This window comes from Corynebacterium sp. ACRPZ (genome assembly GCF_022346205.1).
In the GTDB taxonomy this organism is placed as follows: domain Bacteria; phylum Actinomycetota; class Actinomycetes; order Mycobacteriales; family Mycobacteriaceae; genus Corynebacterium; species Corynebacterium lehmanniae.
Genome location: NZ_JAKRMR010000012.1, coordinates 1 through 24862 on the forward strand (window position 1 = coordinate 1; position 24862 = coordinate 24862).

The window sequence follows — 24862 nt, forward strand, 5'->3', positions numbered from 1 at the left end:
GATGGCGGCGGGGAAACGCCCGGTCCCATTCCGAACCCGGAAGCTAAGCCCGCCCGCGCCGATGGTACTGCCCCCGGGAGGGAGTGGGAGAGTAGGTTACCGCCGACCCAACAACTTCACATAAACTGCACCCGCCACACAAACACCCCTTGTTTGTGCGGCGGGTGCCTTTTCGCATACCCACGACTTGGCCGGCGTACCCGCCCGCGTGTGTGCTTCCACGCTGCGGACAACAACACCCACACCAACAATGGGTGCACACCCACCAGTTCCGTCACCGGGCGTGACCCCACATTGCGGGCAACCGGGCGTAGCCACCGGCGGGGCGTGACTCATTCACTGGGGGCCGAATAGGTCGCGGGGCCAGCACACGCAACCGGGATGATGCCTCCTGTGGGGCGAAAGTCGAGTACCGGACGTCGAGTACGCCCGCGTACACCGATGAACTCGACCTCCACTACTCGACCAACAACGCACCCACAACACCCCGGGGCCGGTGAAGACTCCGCATTGCGGACAACCACAGATACACCAACGATGGGTGCGCACCCACGAACTACAGATCGGGGCCGAAACTCCGCATTGCGGACAACGCCAGATACACCAACTATTGGCGCTTGCCCACGAAAGTCCGGGGTGCAACTCCGCATTGCGGACAACCACACCAGCCCCCATCATTGGTGCCCGCCCACGAATTCTTCAAGGGAGTAGCTGACGATCTGCCCTGTCTTACCGGGTGCGTATAGTCCCGGAGGAATGGATTGACAGGAAGGTGAACCTCGATGGCTGAGTCGGACGAGAGCATTAAAGCAGGAGCACCCAGCACTGGAACACCAGAACCCGCAACGCACAACGCGGCGGCCCGGGCGGTAGGCCTGGTCAAGACGTACGGGAAGGGCGACACCGAGGTCAGGGCGCTTGACGGCGTCAGTGTGGAGTTCGGCCGCAACGAGTTCACGGCGATTATGGGCCCGTCCGGGTCGGGTAAGTCCACGCTCATGCACGTCATGGCGGGGCTGGACTCTGCTACGGGCGGCGAAGCCTACATCGGCGAGACGGACCTGTCCCGGCTCAACGACAAGCAGCTCACGGCGCTGCGGCGCGACCGTCTCGGATTCATCTTCCAGTCCTTCAACCTGGTCCCCACCCTCACGGCCGCGGAGAACATCACGCTGCCCACGAACATCGCGGGCGGCAAGGTTGACCAGGCGTGGTTCGAGGAGGTCACGGACCGCCTGGGCTTGGCCAAGCGCCTGGATCACCGCCCGGCGGAGCTGTCGGGAGGTCAGCAGCAGCGCGTCGCGTGCGCCCGCGCGCTGGTGAGCCGCCCGGAGCTGATTTTCGGTGACGAGCCCACCGGCAACTTGGACTCCAACGCCTCGAAAGAGGTCCTGGATATCCTCCGTACGGCGGTGGACAAGGACGGGCAGACGGTGGTCATTGTCACGCATGACGCCCGCGCCGCCTCCTACGCCGACCGCGTGGTGTTCCTCCGCGACGGCAACATCGTCGACGAGATACGCGATCCGGACATGGAATCCATCCTCCGCGTCATGGCTGGCATGGAGGACTAGATGGCCAACACGTTGACGAAGGTGTCGCTGCGCAACGTCGCGGCGCACAAGCTGCGGCTCGCGCTGACGGTGCTTGCGGTGGTGCTGGGCACGGCGTTCCTGTCGGGCGCGCTGATGTTCACGAACATGCTGTCTGCCACGTTCGATTCGGCCGTCGATACGGCGCTGGAAGACGTGGACGCGGTGGTGCGCCCGACCGAGGGCAGCATCGACATGGACACGTTCAACGCCATCGAGGACACCGAGGGTGTCGATCGGGTGAATGTGTTCGTGGATGAACCTGTGGTCGTCGCTAGGCAAGATGAAGTTGCGATTCAGACGCAGCTCGGCACCTCCCGCCTCATGCCTTTCTACAGCGAGGATGAGGCTGTGGGGAGGGCACCTGTGCTTATCGACGGCTCCGCTCCCACCGCCGCCGGCGACATCGCCGTCAATGCGAACGGCGCGCAGAAGTACGGCATCGCGATGGGCGAGAAGCTCATCGTGGTGGACAAGGACGGGCGCAACGAGTTCACCGTCACGGGGCTGTACGAGGACCCGCTGGCGCAGGAGACGTCGCTGGTGATGCGGGTGGGGGAGCAGGCGTACCTCGACGTGTACCGGGACGGCGCGTCGGTGCCGGCGGTGACGGTGGATGGGGGAGCTGGGGTCGTCGATAGGCTGAAGAGCGAGTTTCCTGAGCTGGAGGTGCGCGCGGGCGCGGATGTGGCCGAGGAGCTGTCCCAGCAGATCCGCGAGGGCTTGAGCTTTGTCAGCTACTTTTTGGTCGCGTTCGGCCTGGTGGGTTTGCTGGTGGGGACGTTCCTCATCGCGAACACCTTCTCCATGATCGTGGCGCAGCGCACCCGCGAGTTTGCGCTGCTGCGCGCGCTGGGGGCCGCGCGCGGGCAGATCACCCGCTCGGTGGCGTTCGAGTCCGCGCTGGTGGGCGTAATCGGCTCCGCGCTCGGCGTGGCCGGCGGCGTGGGGCTGGTGGCCCTGATCCGGGTGGCGATGGCGCGCTACGGCATGCCGCTGCCGGACGCGGGCACGGGCCTGTCCACCCGCGCGGTTGTGGTGCCGCTGGTGGTGGGCACGCTGGTGACGGTGCTGTCGGCGCTGGCGCCGGCTCGCAAGGCGGGGCAGGTCAAGCCTGTGGAGGCGATGCGCTCCAGCGAGGCCGCCACCCCGCAGCCGCTGCGCTGGCGCACAGCCGCGGGCCTGATCCTGGTGGCCGCGGGCGTCGCGGCGGCGGTGTACGCGATGGGCTGGGACGACGGCGCGACCGGCCGCCGCGCGGGCCTGGTGGGCGTGGCGGCACTGGCCGCGATCACTGGCCTGTTCCTGGCCGGCCCTGCGCTGAGCCTGCCGGTGGTGCCGCCGCTGGGCCGGGTGATTGGGCTGCCGTTCGGTGCGGTGGGCAGGCTTGCGTCCACGAACACGCGCCGTAACCCGCGCCGCACCGCCACCACGGCGTTTGCGCTGATGCTGGGCATTGCACTGGTGACGGTGATCGGCATGCTAGGCGCGTCGATGAAGCGCTCGGTGGACGACGTCGCCTCTAGCGAGGTGTCCGCGGACTTCGTGCTCTCCGGCCCGCAGAACGGGGTGTTCCCGCTGCCGGAGGACCTGCCGGAGCGCTTGGATGCGGTGGACGGCGCCGGCGAGACGGCCGCCTACACCCAGGCCCCGATCACGGTGGACGGGCGGTTCGGCTACCAGCTCGGCGGCTTTGGTGTCACCGACGTGCTGCAGGGCGACCCGGCCGACCTGATCGCGCTGGACATGGTGGAGGGCAGCTCCAGCCTGGACGGCAACACCATCATCGCGCCGGCGCCGCTGGCGCAGGAGCACGGCTGGCGCGTCGGCGACACCCTCCCCGTCGCGGGGCCCACCGGCGAGTCGGTGGAGGCGACCCTGGGCGGGACCTTCGAGCCGTCGAATATCTTGCAGTCCTTCGTTGTCTCCGACGAGGCGGCCGTGGCCACCGGCGCGCGGGGGACCGGGCGCGTCCTCATGGTGGGCGTGAACAACGACGGCACGGTGGACGAGGCCCAGCTGCGCGCCAACCTCGAGGAAGAGGTGCGCCACGACATCGTGGTGCAGGTCCGCTCCACGCAGGACATGGCGGGCGAGGTCTCTGCCATGATCGACCAGATGCTGTTCATCCTGTACGCGCTGTTGTCGCTGGCGGTGGTGATCGCGGTGCTGGGCATCGTGAACACGCTGACGCTGTCGGTGATTGAGCGCCGCCAGGAGATCGGCATGCTGCGCGCGGTGGGCACGCAGCGCCGCCAGGTCCGCACGATGATCACGCTGGAGTCGGTGCAGATGACCGTCTACGGCGCCATCCTCGGCGTGCTGTTGGGGCTCGGACTGGGCTGGGCGTTCCTCACCGTACTCGAGGCAAAAGGCTTGACGACGATCACCGTCCCGTGGCAGCTCATCCTCACCGTCCTCGCAGGGTCGTTCCTGGTCGGGCTTCTGGCCGCAGTGTGGCCGGCGGGAAGGGCCGCCAAGACCCCGCCGCTGGACGCGATCGCGGAGTAGGGGGCTTACCCGAACCCGTACACGCCGACCGCGGAGGCGGCGATAGCGGCAAGGGCGGTGCCCACCCCGTATTTCACGGCGAGGACGAACTCGCCGCTTTCGACCATCTCGCCGAGCTGGCGCGCGAGCATGGACAGGGTGGACAACGCCCCGGCGAAGCCGACGCCGATGCCGATGCGCCACACGCCCGGCGCAGCCGCCGCAAACCCGATGACTGCGGCGGCCGAGACGTTCGCCGCGAACGTGGACGCCAGCGTGCTGTGGATCTGGCGCATGAGCAGCCAGCGGGCGAACCCGCCCAGCATGCCGCCGACGAACACAGCCGCAGCTCCGATGAGCAGTGGCAGCAGGTCAGCCATGCCGGCGCCCCCGGGTGGCGTCGCCGGCCATCCAGGCCAGGGTGGCGGTGGTGAGGCTGAGCACGATGATGAATCCGGCCCACACCGGAGAATCCGACACCGCGGTCAGGGAGATCGCGGAGAGGGTGGAAAACCCGCCGAGGAAGCCCACGCCCCAGAACGGGCCGGGTTGGAATAGGCCCATGGCGAAGCAGGCGACGAGGTTCACCGCGGAGGTCACGGTCAGCGCGAGCGCTTCGGGCGTGGTGGGGTTGACCCAGATCAGCACGAGGTAGCGAGCGACAGCTCCAAGTCCCGCGCCCAGTGCCACGGAAAGGCCGGTTGTGAGGTCGTTGAACTGCACATTTCCCACTCTAACGCCCTAGCCGCCGAAGGCCCGCAGGCCCCAGCGCATGCCGAACCAGGCGGCGACGATGCCGAGCACCGCGGTGCGCAGCGCGTAGCGAAGCGCCGCACGGTGGCGCCCAGCGGTGATCAGGTCGCCGAGCTCACGCGCCAGCGTGGACCAGGTGGAAAGCGCACCGGCGAAGCCTGCGCCGAGCGCGATCTGCCACGCGATTGGGGCGGTGGCGGCGAAACCGGCGATGGTGCAGGCCACGGTGTTGGCGGCGAAGGTGGCGGCGTGGGCGTTGCCGATCAGCTTCGTCAGCGCGAACCGGGACATGCCGCCCAGCATGCCGCCGGCGAACACCACGGCGAGGGTGAGCGCCAATCCGAGCCAGCTAGCCATTGCGGCGCTCCCGGAGGGTGTGGCCGAGAAGGTAGGCAACTATAGACGTCGCAAAGCTGAGTGCGACGATGCCCAGCGCGACGATCGCATCCGACTGCATCGCCGCCACCGAAATCGCGGAGAAGGTGGTGAAGCCGCCGAGGAAACCCGTGCCCCACAGCGGGCCCGGCCTGAACAAGCCCATGGCGAAGCAGCCGGCGATGTTGACGGCGAAGGTCAGCGCGAGCGCCGCGGTGGTGCCGGGGGCGGCGCCATAGAGCACAACAAAATGCCTGACAACGGCCCCAAGGCCCGCCCCGAGCCCGACCGTGAGTGCTGTCCGGAATGTGTCCACGGCTGCGAGTCTATCGCCAGTCCATCTGCTGGCGTTCCACGAACTCTGCGACCTCCTCCGGGGTCTTCTTCAGGTACGGGTCCCAGGCGAGGTACTCGCGGGTCTCGCGCACCACGATGCCGGACAAAAGCAGCAGGCCGATCAGGTTCGGGATGGCCATCAGCCCGTTGGACAGGTCGGAGAACGTCCACGCCAGCTCCAGCGACGCCACCGCGCCGACAAAGGACAGGGCGGTGAAGAACATGCGGTAGGGGATGGACGCCCAGTCGCCGAACAGCGCCACGATGGCGCGCTCACCGTAGTAGGACCAGCCCAGGATGGTGGAAAAGGCGAAGAAGATCAGGGCGACGGAGACGATCAGGCTGCCCCACTCGCCGGGCAGGGCCGTCTCGAAGGCGGTGGCGGTCATGATGGCGGCCTGGTCGCGGCCCATGTCCCAGGTGCCGGCGGTGACGATGACCAGGCCGGTGATGGTGACCACGAGGATGGTGTCGATGAACGTCTGGGTCATGGACACCAGCGCCTGGCGCGCCGGGTGCTGCGTCTTCGCGGCCGCGGCGGCGATGGCGGCGGAGCCCATGCCGGACTCGTTGGAGAAGATGCCGCGGGCCACACCGAACTGGATGGCCAGCATGATGCCGGAGCCGACGAAGCCGCCGGTGGCGGCGGTGCCGGTGAACGCGTCGGTGAAGATGGTGGCAATGGCTTCCGGCACCCGGTCCGCCATCAGTGCCAGCGCGGTGATGCCGCCGCCGACGTAGATGACGATCATCAGCGGCACGAACGCAGCGGTGATCTTGCCGATGCCCTCGATGCCGCCGAGCACGGCCGCGCCGACCGCGAAGAAGATGATTACGCCGGCGACGTTGGCGCTGATGCCGAAAGCGTCGTTCATGCCCGCGGCGATCGAGTTGCCCTGGGCGAGGTTGCCGATGCCGAAGGAGGCGAAGATGGTGAACAGGGTGAACGCCGCGGCGAGCGTCTTGCCGAAGCGGCCGCCGACACCGGTTTTCAGGTACTCGTGCGGTCCGCCCTGCTGCTTGCCCTTCTTGTCGGTGGTGCGGAAGCGCACGCCCAGGTAGGCCTCGGAGTACTTCGACGCCATGCCGACGATGCCGGTCAGCCAGATCCAGAACAGCGCGCCGGGCCCGCCGATGGAGATCGCGGTGGCCACGCCGACGATGTTGCCGGTGCCCACCGTGGCGGCCAGGGCGGTGGTCAGCGCCTGGTAGTTGGAGATGTCGCCGGCGCCTTCCTCGGGCTTGTCCACGAACGCGTGGCGTGTGGCGCGGCCGAGGGTGCGGAACTGGATGCCGCGCAGGCGGATGGTCAGGAACAGGCCGGTGCCCAGCAGCAGGGGGATGAGCAGGAACGGTCCCCAGACGAAGGTGGAGATAGCACTGAGGATGTCGTTCAAGGTGTCAGCCATGCCGAGTAGTAAAACATACGGCGCGGTGAATAATATATAGGTGGCGGGAAATACATTCACGGGCAATGATGGTGGGAAGGACTCTGTCTGAGACACAAGGAGCATTCCCATGGCACACGAACGCGCCGGCCAGCCCGCCCGCGAGGACGACCTCATCGACATCGCCGAGGTGGTCACCGCCTACTACACCCGCGACATCGACCCGGACAACCCGGACCAGCAGGTCGCCTTCGGCACCTCCGGCCACCGCGGCTCCTCCCTGGATAACGCGTTCAACGAGGCGCACATCTTGGCCACCACGCAGGCGATCGTGGACTACCGCCGCGGCGAGGGCATCGACGGGCCGGTCTACATCGGCCGCGACACCCACGCCCTGTCCGAGCCGGCGATGGTCTCCGCGCTCGAGGTGCTCATCGCCAACGAGGTGCAAGTGCTTGTCGACGCCTCCGGCCGCTACACGCCTACCCCAGCTGTTTCCCACGCCATCCTGACCCACAAAGGCGGCAAGGCCGACGGCATCGTGGTCACCCCGTCGCACAACCCGCCACGCGACGGCGGCTTCAAGTACAACCCGCCCACCGGTGGGCCTGCCCCGGCGGAGGCCACGGACTGGATTGCCAAGCGCGCCAACGAGTACATCGCCGCAGGCCTCGACGGCGTGAAGCGCACCCCCGTCAGCGGCGTGCTGGACGAGCGCGCCGGGAAGTTCGACTACCTCGACCACTACGTCGCTGACCTGGGAAACGTGGTGGACATGGACGCGATCAAGGCATCCGGCCTGCGCATCGGCGCCGACCCGATGGGCGGGGCGAGCGTGGACTACTGGGGTGCCATCGGCGAGCGTTACGGGCTGAACCTCGAGGTGGTCAACCCGCACGTGGACGCCACCTGGCGGTTCATGACCCTGGACACCGACGGCCAGATCCGCATGGATTGCTCCAGCCCCAACTCCATGGCATCGCTGGTGCACAACCGCGACAAGTTCGACCTGGCCACTGGCAACGACGCGGACGCGGACCGCCACGGTATCGTCACCCCCGACGCGGGCCTGATGAACCCGAACCACTACCTGGCCGTGGCCATCGAGTACCTGTTCAGCCACCGCGACGGCTGGGCTGACAGCACCGCGGTGGGCAAGACCCTGGTGTCGTCTTCCATGATCGACCGCGTAGTCGCATCGCTCGGCCGCGAGCTGGTGGAAGTGCCCGTCGGCTTCAAGTGGTTCGTGCCGGGGCTTATCGACGGCACGATCGGCTTCGGCGGCGAAGAATCCGCCGGCGCCTCGTTTTTGCGCAAGGACGGCACCGTCTGGTCCACCGACAAGGACGGGCTGATTATGGACCTGCTCGCCGCCGAGATCACCGCCGTGACCGGCAAGACTCCGTCCGCGCGCTACGCGGAGCTCGAGGCCGAGTACGGCGCCCCGGCCTACGCGCGTATCGACGCCCCGGCCGGCCGCGAGGAAAAGGCCAAGCTCAAGGCGCTTTCGGCGGACCAGGTGTCGGCGGATACGTTGGCGGGCGAAGCTATCGTCGCAAAGCTGACTGATGCTCCTGGCAACGGCGCCGCCATCGGCGGGCTGAAGGTGACCACTGAAAACGCGTGGTTCGCCGCGCGCCCATCCGGGACTGAGGACAAGTACAAGATCTACGCCGAATCCTTCAAGGGCGACGCGCACCTGCAGCAGGTGCAGGAGGAAGCCCAGGCGCTCGTTTCTCGAGTTTTGGGCAGCTAATGGAGTAACGTACGACCTGTGAGCACAACGACAACCCCCGTGCCCGAGCGCAACACGAAAGCACTGGTGCTGGACGTACTTTCCGCACTCGCGCGGTTTTACATGGCGTACGTGTGGCTGGACGCCGGCATCGCGAAACTCGGCGTCCCCCTCGACGTGACAAAGACCATCGAGGCATACGAGATCTTCACCCCCGACTGGTCCTACCTGCTGGCGCACATCATCGGCCCGCTCGAAGTGGCTGGTGGCCTGCTGCTGCTTCTGGGCATCAAGCTGCGCTGGTCCGGCAAGGTGTCCATCATCGTGCTGACGCTGTTCATCATCGGCATGCTGTCCGCCTGGCAGCGCGGCCTGGTCATCGACTGCGGCTGCTTCGACCCGTCCGCGGCGGGGGAGGGCGAGACCAACCTGCTTGTTACCGTCGCGCGCGACGTGGCCTACATCGCCATTACCGGCTTCATGATGTGGCGTCCGTTTAAGAAGTTCGCTATCTACCCCTAAACTTGTGCGGGTAAATCTGTACCCGCCATGCCGCCAGGCACGCACAACAGGAGATAACTGTGACCACACGCAAAGTGGAAAACCCGAACAAGAAGGGCAACACCGCCTTCATCTGGGCAGTCCTCGCCGTACTCGCTATCGCCCTTGTGGTGATCGGCTTGATCGTCTTCAACGGCCGCGAAAACCGCAGCGCCGCCATCAAGGAGGGGATGATCGACGTCGAAGGCATCAACGTCGCCTGGAACGAGGATGAAGACATCATCCACCTCACCGGCAGCAACGCCGACGCCAAGACCGCCGAGCTGTTCGAGGACTTCTCCTGCACCCACTGTGCGGACCTGCACATCGCCAGCGACGAAGCGATGATTGAGAAGCTCAAGGCTGGCGAGATCAACGTGGACCTGCGCCCGATGACCGCCCTGGACAAGGGCGAGGAGGGCCACTCCACCAAGGCGCTCGCCGCAGAGCTTGCGCTGTTCGCCAACGGCGATCTGGCCCAGGCGTTCACCATCCGCGACTACCTGTTCCAGAACCAGCAGACCGTGTACAACAAGTACGACAACGACGGTTTCGCGGACATGGCAAGCGACTACGAGGCATCTAAGGAAGCCGTGCAGGACATCCGCGACGGCAAGTACCTGGAGACCGCGAAGCGCATGGGCGCAAACAACATGAAGTACCAGGAGGACAAGACCGGCGAGGCCTGGACCCCGCGCGTCCTGGTCGACGGCAAGGACATCGAGGACATCGAGGGCAAGCGCGACGACTGGCCGCAGACCCTGTCTCAGATGTAAACGCGTTCCGCAAGCGTTTTCACCGCCTCACTCCGGTCCCGGGGTGGGGCGGTTTCACGTTCCCGCTGGGGATTTGGAGGCCCGCGCGCCCGACTGTATATTTACGTGAGTTATCCAAGGGGCTATGGCGCAGTTGGTAGCGCACCACACTGGCAGTGTGGGGGTCACGGGTTCGAATCCCGTTAGCTCCACTCCACAACTACATATTCCTATGGTGGTACAGCTGCCATACGGGGCTATGGCGCAGTTGGTAGCGCACCACACTGGCAGTGTGGGGGTCACGGGTTCGAATCCCGTTAGCTCCACCAAAAGCAAAACTGCCCGGCTGTTCGGCCGGGCAGTTTTTCGTTTCTGCGGCTACTGTGCGGCTTGGCGCATGCCCTCGAAGTAGGCGTTGCCGTCCGAGCCGGTGTAGCAGGCGTGCGAATCGACGGGCCACACGTCACGCGCCTGCTCGCACGTGAACAGGCTGCCGTAGGGGCCCAAGGTGGCCCACTCCATGGCCGGCGGGCCGGAGGGTTGCTGGGGCGCTTGCTGCTGGGGTGCGGGTTCGGGGGCTTGTTGCTGTTGCTGCTGTTGTTGGTTCGCCGCCTCGCGCTGCGCTGCCTCGCGTTCGGCGGCTTCGCGCTGCGCTGCCTCACGTTCCGCCGCCTCGCGTTTGGCGGCTTCGCGTTCGGCTTCTGCGGACTTCGACGCTGCAGCTGCGGAAGAGGACGCTGCCGCCGCGGACGAAGACGCGGCGGCCTCTTTCTCCTCGGCTTCCTTGTCCAGCCGTTTGAGGGCGGCGTCGAGCTCCTCGCGGTCGATGACGCCGTCGCCGTCCGCGTCGTCCGACGCGTCGAGCTTGTGGCTGAGCTCGCGCATGTCGGATTCGCAGCCGTCGTCGCCGTCGCACACCGCAGAGGCGATGGCGGGGCTGGTGCCGGCGATGGTGTCGGATGAGCTGCCGCAGGCGGCCAAGGTCAGGGCCGCGGCGCAGGCGAGGGCGGTTGTGAGTCTCCTGTGCATGGCCAGGAGTGTAGCGCAAACACCATGGTTGCGAGCTACTCTGAGCTGCATGTTTACCTCACCGATCGGTCCGTTGCGCTTCGCCGCGAGCGGGCGCGGCGTCACCCGCGTGTGCTTCGAGGGGGAGCCGCTGCCTATCGACGAACCTCCGGTGAGCCCCCTGGTCACCCAAGAACTGGCCGAGTACTTCGCTGGCACGCGCCGGGAATTCACTGTCCCGCTGGACTTGTCAGGCGTGACTGAGTTCCGCGCGTCGGTGCTACGGGAGCTGGCGAAGGTCCCGTTCGGGGAGACCACCACGTATGCGCAGCTCGCCCGCGCGGTGGGCAACCCCAAAGCGGTGCGGGCGGTGGGCAGCGCGTGCGCGACCAACCCGCTGCCGCTGTTCATCCCGTGCCACCGGGTGCTGCGCTCCGACGGCCAACTTGGCGGTTACCGTGGCGGGGTAGAGGCAAAACGTTTCCTACTGCGAATGGAGGGCATCGATGTCTGACTCGTTTGTGAAGTACGGCAGCGCGCCGGGAGCGGCAGCCGCGGAGGCCGCGTACCTGCGCTGGCTGCGGGAGGGCTCCGCCGCGGTGGTGGAGGTGCTCGCACTCGACGAGGACGCGAACACGCTGACCATCGAGAAGGTGGATTCGGCCCGCCCGACCGTGGACGCCGCCCGCGAGGCCGGGCGGGAGCTGGCCGCCATCCACGCCATGGGCGCCGCCGCGTTCGGCGCGCCCGCGGACGGGTGGGACGGCCCCAACTTCATCGGCACCCGCCAACAGGCGTGCGAGCCCACCGAGCGCTGGGCCGAGTTCTACGTGCATCAGCGGGTGCTGCCATTCGCCGAGAAGGCGCTGAAGGTAGGGAATGTCGGGGGCGGCGGCATGGACGTCGTCAAGCAAGCATGCGATGCGCTGCTTGAAGAAGACGAGGACGCCCCGCTGGCGCGCATCCACGGCGACCTGTGGGCGGGCAACCTGCTGTTCGGGTCGGACGGCCCGCGGTTCATTGACCCGGCGGCGCACGGCGGGCACCCGCTGACCGACATCGCGATGCTCGAGCTGTTCGGCGCCCCGTACTTCAACGCGATCGTGGACGGGTATGTGGATGCCGGCGGCGAGCTGGGCCGCGACTGGCAGCGGCGCATCGCGGTGCACCAGCTGCACCCGCTGGCCGTGCACGCGTGGACGCACGGACCGTCCTACGGCTCCGCGCTCGTGCGCGCGGCGGAGGAGACCCTGCGCGTGGTAGACAGTAGGCAATAAAGGAGGAGATTCAGATGGGGAATGCAGAAAAATCGCTAGACAGGCTCGAGGAACTCGGGCTCCTGGAGCAGAGGGGCAAACCCTTCGAAGTGGACTGGGAACCCATCCAGCTCGACTTCACTCTGGAGGATTGGCTCGAGGAGGAGCGCGGTGAGGACCGCCTGGTACGAGTGATGGCGGACCTCCGCGACCTGCTCTAGCGCCACCAGGTGTCGTTCGGGCCCGGGGGCAGGTGGCGCTTGTGCTGGCCGATGCGCCACAGGTGCTCGAGGCGCTCGGCGGCCTCTTGTGGGATCTGTTTGCCCTCCAGGTAGTCGTCGATGTGGGCGTAGGTGATGCCGAGCGCGTCTTCGTCGGGAAGCGCGGGGCGGTCTTCCTCTAGGTCTGCGGTGGGGACCTTCTCCCACAGGCGGGGATCCGCGTCCAGGTGGCCCAGCAGCGCCGCGCCCTGGCGCTTGTTCAGCCCGGCCAGCGGAACGAGGTCCGCGGCGCCGTCGCCGTGTTTGGTGAAGAACCCGGTGACGTTCTCCGCCGCGTGGTCCGTGCCCACCACCAGCAGGCCGCGCTCGCCGGCGATGGCGTACTGGGCGATCATGCGCATGCGCGCCTTGACGTTGCCCTTATTGAAGTCGCCGAGACTGCCCGTTTCTAGCGCCTCCGCCACAGCACCCGCCATGGCGGTGGTGGCTGGCTCAATGTCCACCGTGACCGTCTCGTCGGGCTGGATGAACTGCAGGGCCAGCTGCGCGTCGTCCTCGTCGGCCTGCACGCCGTGGGGCAGCCGCACCGCCACGAACTTCGCGTCGTTGCCGTCCGCGCGGCGCTGCTCCACCGCCAGCTGCGCCAGGCGCCCGGCGAGCGTGGAGTCCTGCCCGCCGGAGATGCCCAGCACGTATCCCTTCGCGCCGGTGGCGTCCAGGTAGTCCACCAGGAACTGCACGCGCCGGGTGATTTCGGTGTCCGGGTCGATGGTCGGTGCCACGCCGAGGGCGGCGATGATGTCTGACTGCATGGCGCTCATGGTAGGAGGTTTTGATTCAGCGCGTCCGATGTGTAACATTTACCCCCGTGTTGCGACCCGGCAGCCCGCCGTTGGTCGCTAATTGCAGGTAATCCGAGCAGAAAGGAGCGCCCGATGAAGGTCCGCAAGTCGCTTCGGTCGCTGAAGAACAAGCCGGGCGCCCAGGTTGTGCGTCGCCACGGCAAGGTTTACGTGATCAACAAGAAGGATCCCCGTTTCAAGGCTCGCCAGGGCTAAGCGCGAATCCTGCCCCGTCACCGTTTGGTGGCGGGGCTTTTTGCTGTAATTTTCCGCCAAATTACACCCGTGGGAGCAGATGGCCGTCCATGTTTTAACTACATGTAGGTGATTTGCTGGCCCTATCCTGGGAATACCACCCGTGTAACTACTACATGTAGTAGCAGTTGCCGAAGTTTCCCCCAAGGTATAGTGTCTCTTGGTGTTGCCCCGGGGGATCCGGGGAAGCGAGAAAACCCCGTCGATTCCCTGTCGAATCCCAGTCGAAGACCCGCACAGAAAGAGCCTGAAGAACTATGTCGATCACCGTTTACAGCAAGCCGGCCTGCATGCAGTGCAAGGCAACCGAGAAGGCCCTGACCAAGGCCGGCCTTGAGTTCACCACGGTCGACATCTCCATGGACGAGGAGGCCCGCGACTACGTCATGGCCCTCGGCTACGTGCAGGCGCCGGTCGTGGAGGCGAACGGCGAGCACTGGTCCGGCTTCCGCCCGGACCGCATCAAGGGCCTCGCAGCGGCTGCCTAACTCGGCGGTCCACCCCGCCGCAGCGCGGGGATAGGGCGGGCGGCGCCGAACAACTGAAACTCAACACGAAGAAAGGCGGCGGCCATGCTGGTGGTCTACTTCTCTTCCGCGACGGAAAACACGAAGCGGTTTGTGGAGAAGCTCGGCCTCCCGTCCCAGCGCATCCCGTTGCGCAGGAGCGACCCGGAACTCACCGTCGACGAGCCGTACGTGCTCATCTGCCCCACATACGGCGGCGGGGCGAGTGTGAGCGGCGGCAACTCGCGGCCGGTGCCGGGGCAAGTGATCCGCTTCCTCAACAACGAAGGCAACCGGAGCCTGATCCGGGGTGTCATCGCCGCAGGCAATTCCAACTTCGGGGCAGATTACTGCCTTGCCGGGAAGGTTATCGCCGACAAGTGTAAGGTCCCGTACTTGTACCGGTTCGAGCTCATGGGCTTGGCCGAGGACGTTGCGCACGTGCGCCGCCAACTGGTCCAGAACGCTGGAAGGTTGGGGCTGCGTGGGGGACCGGAGGTCGTCGATAGGCAAGATGCTCCGGACGAATCCGAGCGCTTGGCAAAACTGCGTGAAAAATACGCCGGTAAATACTCAAGAACACGATGAAGGACGCGATGTGACTACCCAGACTGTCGGTAAGAATGTCCCGGAGCCGGTCAATACAAGCGACCAGCTGGATTACCACGCGCTCAACGCGCTTTTGAACCTCTACGACGAAAACGGCCAGATCCAGTTTGACAAGGACCGCGAGGCCGCCAACCAGTTCTTCCTCCAGCACGTCAACCAGAACACCGTCTACTTCCACGACCTGGAAGAAAAGATCGACTACCTGGTCACCAACAAGTACTACGAGCCGGACACCATTGAGAAGTACGACTGGACCTTCATTAAGGACACGTTCAAGCGCGCGTACTCCTACAAGTTCCGCTTCAAGTCCTTCCTCGGCGCGTACAAGTACTACACCTCCTACACGCTGAAAACCTTCGACGGGCGCCGCTACCTCGAGCGCTTCGAAGACCGCGTGGCCATGACGGCGCTCTTCCTCGCCGACGGAAACGAGGAGCTCGCATTCGCGCTTGTGGACGAAATCATGACCGGCCGCTTCCAGCCCGCCACCCCGACGTTCTTGAATGCCGGCAAGGCGCAGCGTGGCGAGCTGGTGTCGTGCTTCCTGCTGCGCATCGAGGACAACATGGAGTCCATCGGCCGCGCCATCAACTCCTCGCTGCAGCTGTCCAAGCGCGGCGGCGGCGTGGCGCTGCTGCTTTCCAACATCCGCGAGTCCGGCGCGCCGATCAAGCACATCGAGAACCAGTCCTCCGGCGTCATCCCCGTGATGAAGCTGCTGGAAGACTCCTTCTCCTACGCCAACCAGCTCGGCGCGCGCCAGGGCGCCGGCGCGGTGTACCTCAACGCACACCACCCGGACATCATGCGCTTTTTGGACACCAAGCGCGAGAACGCGGACGAGAAGATCCGCATCAAGACCCTCTCGCTCGGCATCGTCATCCCGGACATCACCTTCGAGCTGGCCAAGCGCAACGACGACATGTACCTGTTCTCCCCGTACGACGTCGAGCGCGTCTACGGCGTGCCGTTCGCGGACATCTCCGTGACCGAGAAGTACGAGGAGATGGTGGAAGACCCGCGCATCCGCAAGTCCAAGATCTCCGCGCGCGCGTTCTTCCAGACCATCGCCGAGATCCAGTTCGAGTCCGGCTACCCGTACATCATGTTCGAGGACACGGCCAACCGCGCGAACCCGGTGAAGACCGGCCGCATCAACATGTCCAACCTGTGCTCGGAGATCCTGCAGGTCAACTCGCCGTCCGTGCTCAACGACGACCTGACCTACGCCGAGACCGGCCACGACATCTCCTGCAACCTCGGCTCGCTGAACATCGCGATGGCCATGGACTCCGACAACTTCGCCCGCACCGTCGAGTCCGCCATCCGCGCGCTGACCGCCGTGGCGGACAAGACCTCCATCGACTCCGTTCCGCCGGTGCGCGACGGCAACGACGCCTCCCACGCCATCGGCCTGGGACAGATGAACCTGCACGGCTACCTCGGCCGCGAGCACATCGAGTACGGCTCCGAGGAAGGCCTGGACTTCACCAACGCCTACTTCGCCGCCGTGATGTACCAGTGCCTGCGCGCCTCCCACAAGATCGCAGTGGAGAAGGGCACCGCGTTCGCGGACTTTGCCAAGTCCGAGTACGCCACCGGCGAGTTCTTCGACCGCTACGACCCGGCGGACTTCCAGCCGAAGACCGACAAGGTCAAGGAGCTGTTCGCCAACTCCGACATTGCCGTACCGACGGCAGAGGAGTGGGCGCAGCTGAAGGAGGACGTCGCCCGCGACGGCATTTACAACCGCTACCTGCAGGCGGTGCCGCCGACCGGCTCGATCTCCTACATCAACAACTCCACGTCCTCGATCCACCCGATCGCCTCCAAGATTGAGATCCGTAAGGAAGGCAAGATCGGCCGCGTCTACTACCCGGCGCCGCACATGGACAACGAGAACATCGACTACTTCAAGGACGCCTACGAGATCGGCTACGAGAAGATCATCGACACCTACGCGGTGGCTACGAAGTACGTCGACCAGGGCCTGTCGTTGACCCTGTTCTTCAAGGACACGGTGACCACCCGCGACATCAACCGCGCGCAGATCTACGCGTGGAAGAAGGGTGTCAAGACCCTGTACTACATCCGCCTGCGGCAGATGGCGCTGGAAGGCACCGAGATCGAGGGCTGCGTCTCCTGCATGCTGTAGGTGAGCGTGCTTCTCGACGAAAACCGCTGATCTGCTAGTTCCGTTTTTGGGCAACTAGCACATCAGCGGTTTTCGTTTGCAAGGCGCGGGGAGAGTTACATCTCCATGAAATCGTTGACGCCGCGGAGGAGACGTCGAGAAGCATCTTCTGCTGCATCCGCGTCGCCGGTGGAAATGGCCTGCGCGAGATCGACGTGGATCTGCATGGTGTCCACGTGCGGGTCGTCCGGCATGATGCCGTAGAGCGCGCGGCCGGACATGATGTCCATGATCGGCGGGGTCAGCGCCACGAACATCTCGTTGCCGGACGCCTCGAGCATCAGGCCGTGGAACTCCAGGTCCGCTTCCTGGAACGCCTCGGAGTTGCCGGCGTCTTGTCCTGCCAGCTCCACAATCTGGTCCGCCAGCTGGCACAGCCGGCGCGCCTGCTCGCGGGACGCGTTGGTGGCGGCTAGGCGGGCGGCGGCTGGCTCGATGGCGTCGCGAAGCTCCCGCAGCGACGCCAACTGCGCCGGACGTTGCTCCTCGCTGCGCAGCCGCCAGGAAATGATGGAGTGGTCGAAGACGTTCCACTCGCTTTGCGGCAGCACTTTCAAACCCACGCGGCGCGAGGAGGAGACCAACCCCAGTTGCTCCAGTGCGCGCATCGCCTCACGTGCCACGGTGCGGGAGATGCCGAAGCGCTCCGACAAGTCGTGGAGCGTGAACGTGTGCCCCTCCGGCTGCCGGCCCGAGACGATGTCTTCGCCGAGCGTGTCCAGAATCGAGGAAAGCAGGGGTTGAGAGGACCGATGACCGCTTGTAGTCACGGCGCGACCTCCTTAAAAAGATGATGTATTGCAGCAATCTGCGAGTAGTTTATGTCATGCGGACAGAGCATTAATGCATTGCGTGTGGGCAGTCCGCGCACGGGGAGCAGGACGTCGCCCGAGCCGGTTGACACCGAAGTAGGATGGTCGCCATGACTGACGATTACGCGCGTTACCTCGAGTCCCACGACAAGCCCGTGAAGGCTATTAACTGGAACAGCGTTCCGGACGACAAGGACCTTGAAGTGTGGGATCGCCTGACCGGCAACTTCTGGCTCCCGGAGAAGATCCCGGTGTCCAACGACATCCCGAGCTGGAACACCCTCAACGACGAGGAAAAGCAGGCCACCATGCGCGTGTTCACCGGCCTGACGCTGCTGGACACCATCCAGGGCACCGTCGGCGCGGTCTCGCTGCTGCCGGACGCGAACTCCCTCCACGAGGAGGCGGTGCTGACCAACATTGCCTTCATGGAGTCGGTGCACGCGAAGTCCTACTCCAACATCTTCATGACGCTGGCGGACACGCCCGCAATTAACGACGCGTTCCGCTGGTCCGAGGAAAACGAGTACCTGCAGCGCAAGGCGAAGATCATCCTGAGCTACTACGAGGGCGACGACCCGCTCAAGCGCAAGATCGCCTCCGTGATGCTGGAGTCCTTCCTGTTCTACTCGGGCTTCTACCTGCCGCTGAACTGGTCGGTGCACTCCAAGCTGACCAACACCGCGGACATCATCCGCCTGATCATCCGCGACGAGGCGGTGCACGGCTACTACATCGGCTACAAGTACCAGGTGGCGCTGCGAAACGAGTCCGAGGAGCGCAAGGAGGAGTTGAAGGACTACGCCTTCGAGCTGCTCTACGACCTCTACGAAAACGAGAACCAGTACACCGAGGACATCTACGACGCGCTCGGCTGGACCGAGGACGTGAAGCGCTTCCTGCGCTACAACGCCAACAAGGCGCTGAACAACCTCGGCTACGAGGGCCTGTTCCCGGTGGATGAGACGAAGGTCTCGCCGGCGATCCTGGCGTCGCTGTCGCCGAACGCGGACGAGAACCACGACTTCTTCTCCGGCTCCGGCTCCTCCTACGTCATCGGCCGCGCGGAGGACACCCAGGACGACGACTGGGACTTCTAGGCACAAGCTTTACGACGCACCTTCGGTGGCCCCCGGTTCGCGCTTGCGAGCCGGGGATTTTTCTTGCCTCCCGTCTAGGTCCCTTGCGCCTCACCAGTAACAGCCCGGACTGGCCGTCGTCGGCGCTGACCCCGCACGGGGGCAGCATTGCGGGAGGCTGGAAAATCAATGTGCAGAACGTTATGCTGATCCGGTATCACTCGTGGCATCTGTGCCCATTCCGGCGTGAGCTGGACGGGGTGCAGGTGCCGTAGTCAGGAGGATCAGATGACCGCTGTGGCACCGCGGCTGGATAATTACGTCCCGCCGACACGCCCCGAGCCGACGGGTAACGCTCGTAAGGGCTCGAAGATTTACAAGCAACTCACCACGACTGACCACAAAGAACTGGGCATCATGTACATCATCATGTCCTTCGTCTGGTTCTTCGTGGCCGGCCTGATGGCACTGCTTATCCGCACCGAGCTGTTCAGCCCGGGCCTGCAGTTCCTGTCCAACGAGCAGTTCAACCAGCTGTTCACCATGCACGGCACCGTGATGCTGCTGGCTTTCGGTACCCCGATCGTCTGGGGCTTCGCCAACTATGTGCTGCCGCTGCAGATCGGCGCGCCGGACGTGGCCTTCCCGCGTCTGAACGCGTTCGGTTTCTGGGTGACCACCGTCGGCGTTGTCGCCATGCTCCTCGGCTTCATCACCCCGGGTGGCGCGGCCGACTTCGGTTGGACCATGTACATGCCGCTGGCTGACGCTGTGCACACCCCGTCCGTCTCCGCCAACCTCTGGGTTGTCGGCGTGGGCGCCACCGGTGTGGGCACCATCGCCTCCGCGGTGAACATGCTCACCACGGTGCTGACGATGCGTGCGCCGGGCATGACCATGTTCCGTCTGCCGGCGTTCACCTGGACCATCTTCGTCACCTCCATCATCGCCCTGATGATCTTCCCGCTGCTGACCGCTGCGGCGATGGGTGTGCTCTACGACCGTCTGCTGGGCGGCCACATCTACGACACCGCCAACGGCGGCACGATCCTGTGGCAGCACCTGTTCTGGTTCTTCGGCCACCCCGAGGTGTACGTCCTGGCGCTGCCGTTCTTCGGCGTGATCTCTGAGATCGTCCCGGTCTTCTCCCGCAAGCCGGTCTTCGGCTACATCGGCCTGATCTTCGCAACGCTGGCAATTGCCGGCCTGTCCATGGCTGTGTGGGCGCACCACATGTTCGCCACCGGCGCGATCCTGCTGCCGTTCTTCTCCTTCATGACCTTCCTCATCTCGGTCCCGACCGGCGTGAAGTTCTTCAACTGGCTGGGCACGATGTGGAACGGCCACCTCACGTTCGAGACCCCGATGCTGTGGGCAACGGGCTTCCTGTTCACCTTCCTCTTCGGCGGCCTGACCGGCATCATGCTGGCATCCCCGCCGCTGGACTTCCACCTGCACGACTCCTACTTCGTGGTTGCGCACTTCCACTACACCCTGTTCGGCACCGTGGTGTTCGCCTCCACCGCTGGCGTGTACTTCTGGTTCCCGAAGATGACCGGCCGCATGCTGGACGAGAAGCTGGGCAAGATCCACTTCTGGTTCACCGTCGTCGGCTTCAACATGACCTTCCTGGTCCAGCACTGGCTGGGCAACATGGGCATGCCGCGCCGCTACGCCGACTACCTGGACACCGACGGCTTCACGCTGCTGAACCAGGTCTCCACGGTTGGCGCCTTCATCCTGGGCATCGGCTTCCTGCCGTTCATCTGGAACGTGTTCAAGTCCTGGCGCTACGGCGAGATCGTCACCGTCGACGATCCGTGGGGCTACGGCAACTCCCTGGAGTGGGCAACCTCCTGCCCGCCGCCGCGCCACAACTTCACCGCCCTGCCGCGTATCCGCTCCGAGCGCCCGGCGTTCGAGCTGCACTACCCGCACATGGTGGAGACCCTGCGCCGCGAGGCGCACACCGGCCACCGCGACTCCAAGTAGTCGCCGGACACCGGCCTCCTGAACGAACCCCCGCTTCGGCGGGGGTTTTCGTCGTTTCAGGCCCACGGCATTCAGGAGTACCCTGACCCCGGTGACTGAGCAGATGATCGCCGCCGCCCACCAGCTCCTTACAGACCGCGTGTCGGGCGACTACAAAGCCCGCAGCGAGGACCCGGACGACCCGCAGACGGTGCAGGCGATGCAGATGGCCATCAATCTGCCCAAGCAGGACCCGCCGAGCCGCAACCAGGTGCTTGCAGACGCCGCCCGCGCCGCCGTGGCCGTGTGCCTCGACCCGCGCGCCGGAGAGGACGGGTTTTGGCGCGAGGCCTTAGACGCCTGGTACTCCCACCGCATCCGCAAAGTGGCCCGCCGCGCCCGCAACAAGGCCTGGGACGACGTGCAGGCGCTGCCCGGCGTCACCGTCGGCAACGTGCGCGCCTTCGTCCCCTCGGCGGTTGCAGACGTCCCGCACGCGATTGCGAAGCTGCAGATCAAAGGCACGGACATCGAGCCGGGGGAGGTGCTCCCGCGCGACCCGCACGTGCCCCTGATCGCGCTCGACGCGTCGCTGCACATGTCCGCGGGCAAGGCAGCGGCCCAGGCCGGCCACGCCTCGATGCTGCTCGCGGCCGCGCGCGACACCGCCTGGGTGCAGCGGTGGGCGGAGGCGGGCTTCCCGCTAAACGTGCGCGAGTTGCCCCGCGAGGAGTTCGCGGAGCTCGCCGCGCGCGCGGATGCGGTGGCGGTGCGCGACGCCGGTTTCACGGAGGTCGCGCCCGGTTCCACCACAGCGCTCGCTATTGCTTAGCGACGAGCCTCCGCAACGCCCCGCGCACCGTTTCCGCGTCTGTGGTGTCCCAGAACGCCGGCAGGCTGCGCCGGATGAACGAGCCGTAGCGCTTGGTCACCAGACGGTTGTCGAGCACGGCGACGACCCCGCGGTCGTCGACAGACCGCAAAAGCCTGCCCGCACCTTGCGCCATGAGCAGGGAGGCGTGCGTGGCGGAGACCTCCATGAACCCGGAGCGGCCCGCCGCGTCGGCGGCGTTGGAGCGGGCTTGCAGCAGCGGATCGTCGGGGCGGGGGAAGGGGATGCGGTCGATGATCACCAGCGAGCAAGCGCTGCCCGGCACGTCCACGCCCTGCCAGAGGGTCAGCGTGCCAAACAGGCAGGAGTTCTCGTTTTTGGCGAAGGTGTCCACCAGCGTGCCGGTGGAGTCCTCGCCTTGGAGCAGGATGTCGAAGGGCAGGCGCGCCCGCATGGCTTCGGCGGCCTGCTCCGCGGCGCGGCGGGAGGAGAACAGGCCGAGCGTGCGCCCGCCTGCGGCGGTGATCAGCTCCGCGATCTCGTCTAACGTCTCCGCGGACAGCCCGTCGCGGCCCGGGGTGGGCAGGTGGCGCGCGGTGTAGAGGATGCCGGACTTGCGCGGGTCGAACGGCGTGCCGGCGTCCAGCGAGTCCCAGGTGCCCTGCGGCAGGCCCCAGGCGGCCGCCATGGCGTTGAAGTTGCCGCCCACAGTCAACGTCGCGGAGGTGAGCACGACCGTCTTCTCGCCGAACAGTCGCTCGTGCAACAGGCCCGCCACCGACAGGGGAGCGACCGAGACGGAGTCGCCGTAGCGCTCCGAGCGGGTCAGCCACACCACGTCCGCGTGCTTGGCGGGGTCCGGCTCGTCGAAGACCTCGAGGATGCGCACCACCGCGTCGTGCAGGTCCTCTAAGTGGTTGCGCAGGTTGGCGCGTTCGGCGAACTTCTCCGGGTCGTTTTCGGACTCGCCGGGTGGGGCGTCGGAGATGGCGGTGCGGGTCTTCCACAGGGCGTCGCGAAGCGCGGCGAAAGCGCCGCGGGCCGGTTCTGAGATGACCTCCCAGCGTCCCGGGGCCTCCAGGTCGATGGCGGCGGTGAAGTCGTCGATGACGCCTTCGAGCGTGTCGCGCTCCGCGCCCAGCTTGCCGGCGCGGCGGGCGGCCATCGCCAGGGCGCGCGCGGAGATCTCGTTGGTGGCCACGGAGGTGATGCGGCCGTCGAGCTCGTGGGCCTCGTCGATGATTACGGCGTCGTGCTCGGGCAGGACGGCCACGTCCGCGAGTGCGTCGATAGCCAAAAGCGCGTGGTTGGTCACCACGATGTCCACGTCCTTGGTGCGCTCGCGGGCGAGCTCAGCGAAGCACTCCTCGCCGTGCGGGCAGCGCGTCGCCCCCAGGCACTCGTTGGAGGTGACGGACACCTGCCGCCACGCCATGTCCGGCACGCCGGGGACCAGGTCGTCGCGGTCGCCGGTCTCCGTCTCCTGCGCCCACTCGGCCACGCGCTTGACGTGTTTGCCCAGCCAGGACAGGTCCTCTTCCTCGATGAGGGACTCCGAAGGTGCGTCGTCAAGCATCAATTTGTGCTTGCAGACGTAATTGTTGCGGCCCTTCTGGATTGCGAAGGTGGGGCGCTCGGGCAGCAGCGGCTCGAGCGCGTCTGCAAGCCTGGGCAAATCCCTATCCACGAGCTGCCGCTGCAACGCGATCGTCGCCGTCGACACCACCACCGTGGTCCCGTGCGCCTGGGCGTGGCGGATGGCGGGGACGAGGTAGGCCAGGGACTTACCGGTGCCCGTGCCCGCCTGCACCGCCAGGTGGCGCTCCGAGTCGAGGGCTGTAGTCACCGCTTCGGCCATCTTGACCTGGCCGGGGCGGCGCGACCCGCCGAGGGACTTGACCGCGGCGGCGAGCAGGTCGGTGGTGGACTGGGTGAGTGGTTCGTCTGCAGCCACGGCCTACTCGGTGGGCTCCGGGAAGCCGACGAACTTCGTCGGGATGGCCACCTCGCCGCGCGACAGCGCCAGGCCCTCCCACGGCAGCGTCTTGCGGGCGGCGGCGTGCAGCTCGCGGATCTCCTCAATGCCCGGCTGGCCGTCCACGATTTCGCCGTCGCGGATCAGCGGCACCGTCATCTCGCGGTACTCCAGGTTCGGCTTGCGTGGCACGTCCACGCCGAGCGGGTGGATCACCTCGCCGACCGCCACGCCGGAGGAGCGGTAGGCGCGAAGCGCGGACTTGCCGCCGCCGTAGGTGACCTTGCCAGAGGAGCGCTTGGCCACCGGGTGGCCGTCCACCTCCACCAGCTTGTACACCAGGCCCGCGGTGGGGGCGCCGGAGCCGGTGACCACGGAGGTGCCCACGCCGAAGCCGTCCACCGGGTCGCCGCGCAGGCCGGCGATGGCGAACTCGTCCAGGTCGGACGAGACGATGATGCGGGTGTTAAAAGCCCCGGCCTCGTCCAGCTGCTTGCGCACACGCCTAGAGACGATGCCCAGGTCGCCGGAGTCGATGCGCACCGCACCCAGCTCGGTGCCGGCAACCTCGAGCGCGTTTTCCACGCCCTTGGTGATGTCGAAGGTGTCCACCAACAGCGTGGTGTCCACGCCGAGGGAGTCGATCTGGCCCTTGAACGCGGCCTTCTCGTCCGGGTTGCCGTCCTCGTCCACGTGCAGCAGCGTCCAGGAGTGGGCGGAGGTGCCAGAGGCGGGGATGCCGTAGCGCAGCGAGGCCTCCATGTTGGAGGTGGCGTTGAAGCCGGCGATGTAGGTCGCGCGCGCGGCGGAGACGGCCGCCTGCTCGTTGGTGCGGCGCGAGCCCATCTCGATGATCGGGCGCCCGTCCGCGGCCGAGACCATGCGCGATGCCGCCGATGCGACCGCGGAATCGGCGTTGAGGATGGACAGCAGGACCGTCTCCAAGATCACGCACTCGGCGAACGTGCCGCGCACCGTCATAATCGGCGAGTACGGGAAGTACAGCTCGCCCTCCCGGTAGCCGTCGACCTGCCCGGAGAACTTGTAGTTTTCCAGGTACTCGCGCGCCTCGGGGGAGAGGAAGTCGGCAGAATCCAGCTGGTCCTGCGTGAAGCGGAACTTGGTGATGGCGTCGAGCACCCGCTCGGTGCCGGCGACCACGCCGTAGCGGCGCTCGTTGGGCATGCGGCGGCCGAAGACCTCGAAGATGCAGTCGCGCTGCGCGGTGCCGTCCTTGATCGCGGCGTCGAGCATGGTCAGCTCGTACATGTCCGTGAAAAACGCGGTGGAGCCGCGCGTGCCGGTGGAGTGGGTGGGAGTGTCGTTCATGGTGAGACA

General features: G+C 66.2%; 25 protein-coding genes, 2 tRNA genes and 1 rRNA gene. 18 read left to right on the plus strand and 10 right to left on the minus strand.

Annotated features, from left to right (window positions below):
* The 3 genes from rrf to MHX64_RS08840 form a co-directional block, all read left to right on the plus strand.
* Positions 1 to 108: ribosomal RNA gene (gene rrf, locus MHX64_RS08830) — 5S ribosomal RNA — on the plus strand; the annotation flags it as partial.
* A 674-nt stretch (positions 109 to 782) separates the two neighbouring features.
* Complete coding sequence (locus MHX64_RS08835) at positions 783 to 1574, plus strand: ABC transporter ATP-binding protein (RefSeq protein WP_239356669.1); 792 nt, start codon at positions 783 to 785, stop codon at positions 1572 to 1574.
* Entirely contained in the window at positions 1575 to 4103 is a 2529-nt protein-coding gene (locus tag MHX64_RS08840) for an ABC transporter permease (RefSeq protein ID WP_239356668.1), read from the plus strand.
* A 5-nt stretch (positions 4104 to 4108) separates the two neighbouring features.
* Here MHX64_RS08840 and MHX64_RS08845 read toward each other — a convergent pair whose 3' ends face one another.
* The 5 genes from MHX64_RS08845 to MHX64_RS08865 are packed head-to-tail and all read right to left on the minus strand — an operon-like array spanning position 4109 to position 6955.
* Positions 4109 to 4462 (minus strand): CrcB family protein, encoded by a 354-nt coding sequence (locus MHX64_RS08845; protein ID WP_239356667.1) that lies wholly within the window; start codon positions 4460 to 4462, stop codon positions 4109 to 4111.
* The gene (locus tag MHX64_RS08850) at positions 4455 to 4805 is read right to left on the minus strand and encodes a CrcB family protein (protein WP_239307497.1); all 351 of its coding nucleotides are present in this window, start codon (positions 4803 to 4805) and stop codon (positions 4455 to 4457) included. The genes MHX64_RS08845 and MHX64_RS08850 overlap by 8 nt, the downstream gene beginning before the upstream one ends.
* Before the next feature lie 18 nt (positions 4806 to 4823).
* Entirely contained in the window at positions 4824 to 5192 is a 369-nt protein-coding gene (locus tag MHX64_RS08855; protein WP_239356666.1) for a CrcB family protein, read from the minus strand.
* Positions 5185 to 5526 carry a CrcB family protein gene (locus tag MHX64_RS08860; RefSeq protein ID WP_239356665.1) on the minus strand — a complete coding sequence of 114 codons (342 nt, stop codon included), beginning with the start codon at positions 5524 to 5526 and terminating at the stop codon, positions 5185 to 5187. Before MHX64_RS08860 ends, MHX64_RS08855 begins: the two co-directional genes overlap by 8 nt.
* Positions 5527 to 5536: 10 nt before the next feature.
* Entirely contained in the window at positions 5537 to 6955 is a 1419-nt protein-coding gene (locus tag MHX64_RS08865; protein WP_239356664.1) for a sodium:alanine symporter family protein, read from the minus strand.
* Between the two features lie 109 nt (positions 6956 to 7064).
* Here MHX64_RS08865 and pgm point away from each other — a divergent pair, with 109 nt between their 5' ends.
* The 5 genes from pgm (at position 7065) to MHX64_RS08890 (ending at position 10293) form a co-directional block, all read left to right on the plus strand.
* A complete protein-coding gene (gene pgm / locus MHX64_RS08870; RefSeq protein ID WP_239356662.1) occupies positions 7065 to 8690 on the plus strand; it encodes a phosphoglucomutase (alpha-D-glucose-1,6-bisphosphate-dependent) in 1626 nt (541 codons plus the stop codon).
* Between the two features lie 18 nt (positions 8691 to 8708).
* Positions 8709 to 9191: a MauE/DoxX family redox-associated membrane protein gene (locus MHX64_RS08875; RefSeq protein ID WP_239356661.1), complete on the plus strand. Its 483-nt coding sequence runs from the start codon at positions 8709 to 8711 to the stop codon at positions 9189 to 9191.
* Positions 9192 to 9250: 59 nt separating this feature from the next.
* Positions 9251 to 9985: a thioredoxin domain-containing protein gene (locus MHX64_RS08880; protein ID WP_239356660.1), complete on the plus strand. Its 735-nt coding sequence runs from the start codon at positions 9251 to 9253 to the stop codon at positions 9983 to 9985.
* Between the two features lie 118 nt (positions 9986 to 10103).
* Positions 10104 to 10176, plus strand: a tRNA-Ala gene (locus MHX64_RS08885).
* Between the two features lie 41 nt (positions 10177 to 10217).
* Positions 10218 to 10293: transfer RNA gene (locus tag MHX64_RS08890), tRNA-Ala, on the plus strand.
* Between the two features lie 49 nt (positions 10294 to 10342).
* Here the strand turns inward: MHX64_RS08890 and MHX64_RS08895 are convergent.
* The gene (locus MHX64_RS08895; RefSeq protein WP_239356659.1) at positions 10343 to 10993 is read right to left on the minus strand and encodes a hypothetical protein; all 651 of its coding nucleotides are present in this window, start codon (positions 10991 to 10993) and stop codon (positions 10343 to 10345) included.
* Positions 10994 to 11042: 49 nt separating this feature from the next.
* Here MHX64_RS08895 and MHX64_RS08900 point away from each other — a divergent pair, with 49 nt between their 5' ends.
* The 3 genes from MHX64_RS08900 to MHX64_RS08910 are packed head-to-tail and all read left to right on the plus strand — an operon-like array spanning position 11043 to position 12449.
* Positions 11043 to 11486 (plus strand): methylated-DNA--[protein]-cysteine S-methyltransferase, encoded by a 444-nt coding sequence (locus MHX64_RS08900; protein ID WP_239356658.1) that lies wholly within the window; start codon positions 11043 to 11045, stop codon positions 11484 to 11486.
* A complete protein-coding gene (locus MHX64_RS08905; protein ID WP_239356657.1) occupies positions 11479 to 12249 on the plus strand; it encodes a fructosamine kinase family protein in 771 nt (256 codons plus the stop codon). The genes MHX64_RS08900 and MHX64_RS08905 overlap by 8 nt, the downstream gene beginning before the upstream one ends.
* A 14-nt stretch (positions 12250 to 12263) precedes the next feature.
* Positions 12264 to 12449 carry a hypothetical protein gene (locus tag MHX64_RS08910; protein WP_239307506.1) on the plus strand — a complete coding sequence of 62 codons (186 nt, stop codon included), beginning with the start codon at positions 12264 to 12266 and terminating at the stop codon, positions 12447 to 12449.
* Here the strand turns inward: MHX64_RS08910 and nadE are convergent.
* Entirely contained in the window at positions 12446 to 13270 is an 825-nt protein-coding gene (gene nadE, locus MHX64_RS08915) for an ammonia-dependent NAD(+) synthetase (RefSeq protein ID WP_239356656.1), read from the minus strand. The genes MHX64_RS08910 and nadE overlap by 4 nt on opposite strands.
* A gap of 114 nt (positions 13271 to 13384) precedes the next feature.
* On the opposite strand from nadE, the gene ykgO reads away from it, so the two are divergent.
* The 4 genes from ykgO to nrdE all read left to right on the plus strand — a co-directional run bounded on the left by ykgO (position 13385) and on the right by nrdE (position 16816).
* A complete protein-coding gene (gene ykgO / locus MHX64_RS08920) occupies positions 13385 to 13507 on the plus strand; it encodes a type B 50S ribosomal protein L36 (RefSeq protein ID WP_005288826.1) in 123 nt (40 codons plus the stop codon).
* Positions 13508 to 13803: 296 nt separating this feature from the next.
* Entirely contained in the window at positions 13804 to 14034 is a 231-nt protein-coding gene (gene nrdH, locus MHX64_RS08925) for a glutaredoxin-like protein NrdH (protein ID WP_070475768.1), read from the plus strand.
* Positions 14035 to 14118: 84 nt separating this feature from the next.
* Positions 14119 to 14640, plus strand: coding sequence for a class Ib ribonucleoside-diphosphate reductase assembly flavoprotein NrdI (gene nrdI / locus MHX64_RS08930; RefSeq protein ID WP_181888997.1), 522 nt, complete (start codon positions 14119 to 14121; stop codon positions 14638 to 14640).
* Between the two features lie 10 nt (positions 14641 to 14650).
* Positions 14651 to 16816, plus strand: coding sequence for a class 1b ribonucleoside-diphosphate reductase subunit alpha (gene nrdE / locus MHX64_RS08935; RefSeq protein WP_239307509.1), 2166 nt, complete (start codon positions 14651 to 14653; stop codon positions 16814 to 16816).
* 95 nt (positions 16817 to 16911) lie between these two features.
* Here the strand turns inward: nrdE and MHX64_RS08940 are convergent, their stop codons facing one another.
* Positions 16912 to 17625, minus strand: coding sequence for an FCD domain-containing protein (locus tag MHX64_RS08940; RefSeq protein WP_239356655.1), 714 nt, complete (start codon positions 17623 to 17625; stop codon positions 16912 to 16914).
* Between the two features lie 152 nt (positions 17626 to 17777).
* Between MHX64_RS08940 and nrdF the strand changes: the two genes are divergently transcribed.
* The 3 genes from nrdF to MHX64_RS08955 all read left to right on the plus strand — a co-directional run bounded on the left by nrdF (position 17778) and on the right by MHX64_RS08955 (position 21549).
* Positions 17778 to 18767 carry a class 1b ribonucleoside-diphosphate reductase subunit beta gene (nrdF, locus tag MHX64_RS08945; RefSeq protein ID WP_181888994.1) on the plus strand — a complete coding sequence of 330 codons (990 nt, stop codon included), beginning with the start codon at positions 17778 to 17780 and terminating at the stop codon, positions 18765 to 18767.
* Positions 18768 to 19034: 267 nt separating this feature from the next.
* Positions 19035 to 20738, plus strand: a complete 1704-nt coding sequence (gene ctaD, locus MHX64_RS08950; protein WP_181888993.1) for a cytochrome c oxidase subunit I — start codon at positions 19035 to 19037, stop codon at positions 20736 to 20738.
* Positions 20739 to 20841: 103 nt separating this feature from the next.
* A complete protein-coding gene (locus MHX64_RS08955) occupies positions 20842 to 21549 on the plus strand; it encodes a peptidyl-tRNA hydrolase (protein ID WP_239356676.1) in 708 nt (235 codons plus the stop codon).
* On the opposite strand, the gene MHX64_RS08960 is transcribed toward MHX64_RS08955, so the two are convergent.
* Positions 21539 to 23503, minus strand: coding sequence for an ATP-dependent DNA helicase (locus MHX64_RS08960; RefSeq protein WP_239356654.1), 1965 nt, complete (start codon positions 23501 to 23503; stop codon positions 21539 to 21541). The two genes, MHX64_RS08955 and MHX64_RS08960, sit on opposite strands and share 11 nt — an antisense overlap.
* A gap of 3 nt (positions 23504 to 23506) precedes the next feature.
* On the minus strand, positions 23507 to 24853 hold the full coding sequence (locus MHX64_RS08965) for a nicotinate phosphoribosyltransferase (protein WP_239356653.1): 1347 nt from the start codon (positions 24851 to 24853) through the stop codon (positions 23507 to 23509).
* Positions 24854 to 24862 lie beyond the last annotated feature (9 nt).

Excerpts from the sequence above, each read along its gene's own strand:
- nrdF (WP_181888994.1), top strand. The coding sequence starts at position 17,778 with ATGACTGACGATTACGCGCGTTACCTCGAGTCCCACGACAAGCCCGTG.
- MHX64_RS08840 (WP_239356668.1), top strand. The coding sequence starts at position 1,575 with ATGGCCAACACGTTGACGAAGGTGTCGCTGCGCAACGTCGCGGCGCAC.
- MHX64_RS08895 (WP_239356659.1), bottom strand. The coding sequence starts at position 10,993 with ATGCACAGGAGACTCACAACCGCCCTCGCCTGCGCCGCGGCCCTGACC.
- nadE (WP_239356656.1), bottom strand. The coding sequence starts at position 13,270 with ATGAGCGCCATGCAGTCAGACATCATCGCCGCCCTCGGCGTGGCACCG.
- MHX64_RS08965 (WP_239356653.1), bottom strand. The coding sequence starts at position 24,853 with ATGAACGACACTCCCACCCACTCCACCGGCACGCGCGGCTCCACCGCG.
- nrdI (WP_181888997.1), top strand. The coding sequence starts at position 14,119 with ATGCTGGTGGTCTACTTCTCTTCCGCGACGGAAAACACGAAGCGGTTT.
- MHX64_RS08910 (WP_239307506.1), top strand. The coding sequence starts at position 12,264 with ATGGGGAATGCAGAAAAATCGCTAGACAGGCTCGAGGAACTCGGGCTC.
- MHX64_RS08865 (WP_239356664.1), bottom strand. The coding sequence starts at position 6,955 with ATGGCTGACACCTTGAACGACATCCTCAGTGCTATCTCCACCTTCGTC.
- pgm (WP_239356662.1), top strand. The coding sequence starts at position 7,065 with ATGGCACACGAACGCGCCGGCCAGCCCGCCCGCGAGGACGACCTCATC.
- nrdH (WP_070475768.1), top strand. The coding sequence starts at position 13,804 with ATGTCGATCACCGTTTACAGCAAGCCGGCCTGCATGCAGTGCAAGGCA.
- MHX64_RS08900 (WP_239356658.1), top strand. The coding sequence starts at position 11,043 with ATGTTTACCTCACCGATCGGTCCGTTGCGCTTCGCCGCGAGCGGGCGC.
- MHX64_RS08955 (WP_239356676.1), top strand. The coding sequence starts at position 20,842 with ATGATCGCCGCCGCCCACCAGCTCCTTACAGACCGCGTGTCGGGCGAC.
- MHX64_RS08905 (WP_239356657.1), top strand. The coding sequence starts at position 11,479 with ATGTCTGACTCGTTTGTGAAGTACGGCAGCGCGCCGGGAGCGGCAGCC.
- ykgO (WP_005288826.1), top strand. The coding sequence starts at position 13,385 with ATGAAGGTCCGCAAGTCGCTTCGGTCGCTGAAGAACAAGCCGGGCGCC.
- MHX64_RS08855 (WP_239356666.1), bottom strand. The coding sequence starts at position 5,192 with ATGGCTAGCTGGCTCGGATTGGCGCTCACCCTCGCCGTGGTGTTCGCC.
- ctaD (WP_181888993.1), top strand. The coding sequence starts at position 19,035 with ATGACCGCTGTGGCACCGCGGCTGGATAATTACGTCCCGCCGACACGC.
- MHX64_RS08835 (WP_239356669.1), top strand. The coding sequence starts at position 783 with ATGGCTGAGTCGGACGAGAGCATTAAAGCAGGAGCACCCAGCACTGGA.
- MHX64_RS08845 (WP_239356667.1), bottom strand. The coding sequence starts at position 4,462 with ATGGCTGACCTGCTGCCACTGCTCATCGGAGCTGCGGCTGTGTTCGTC.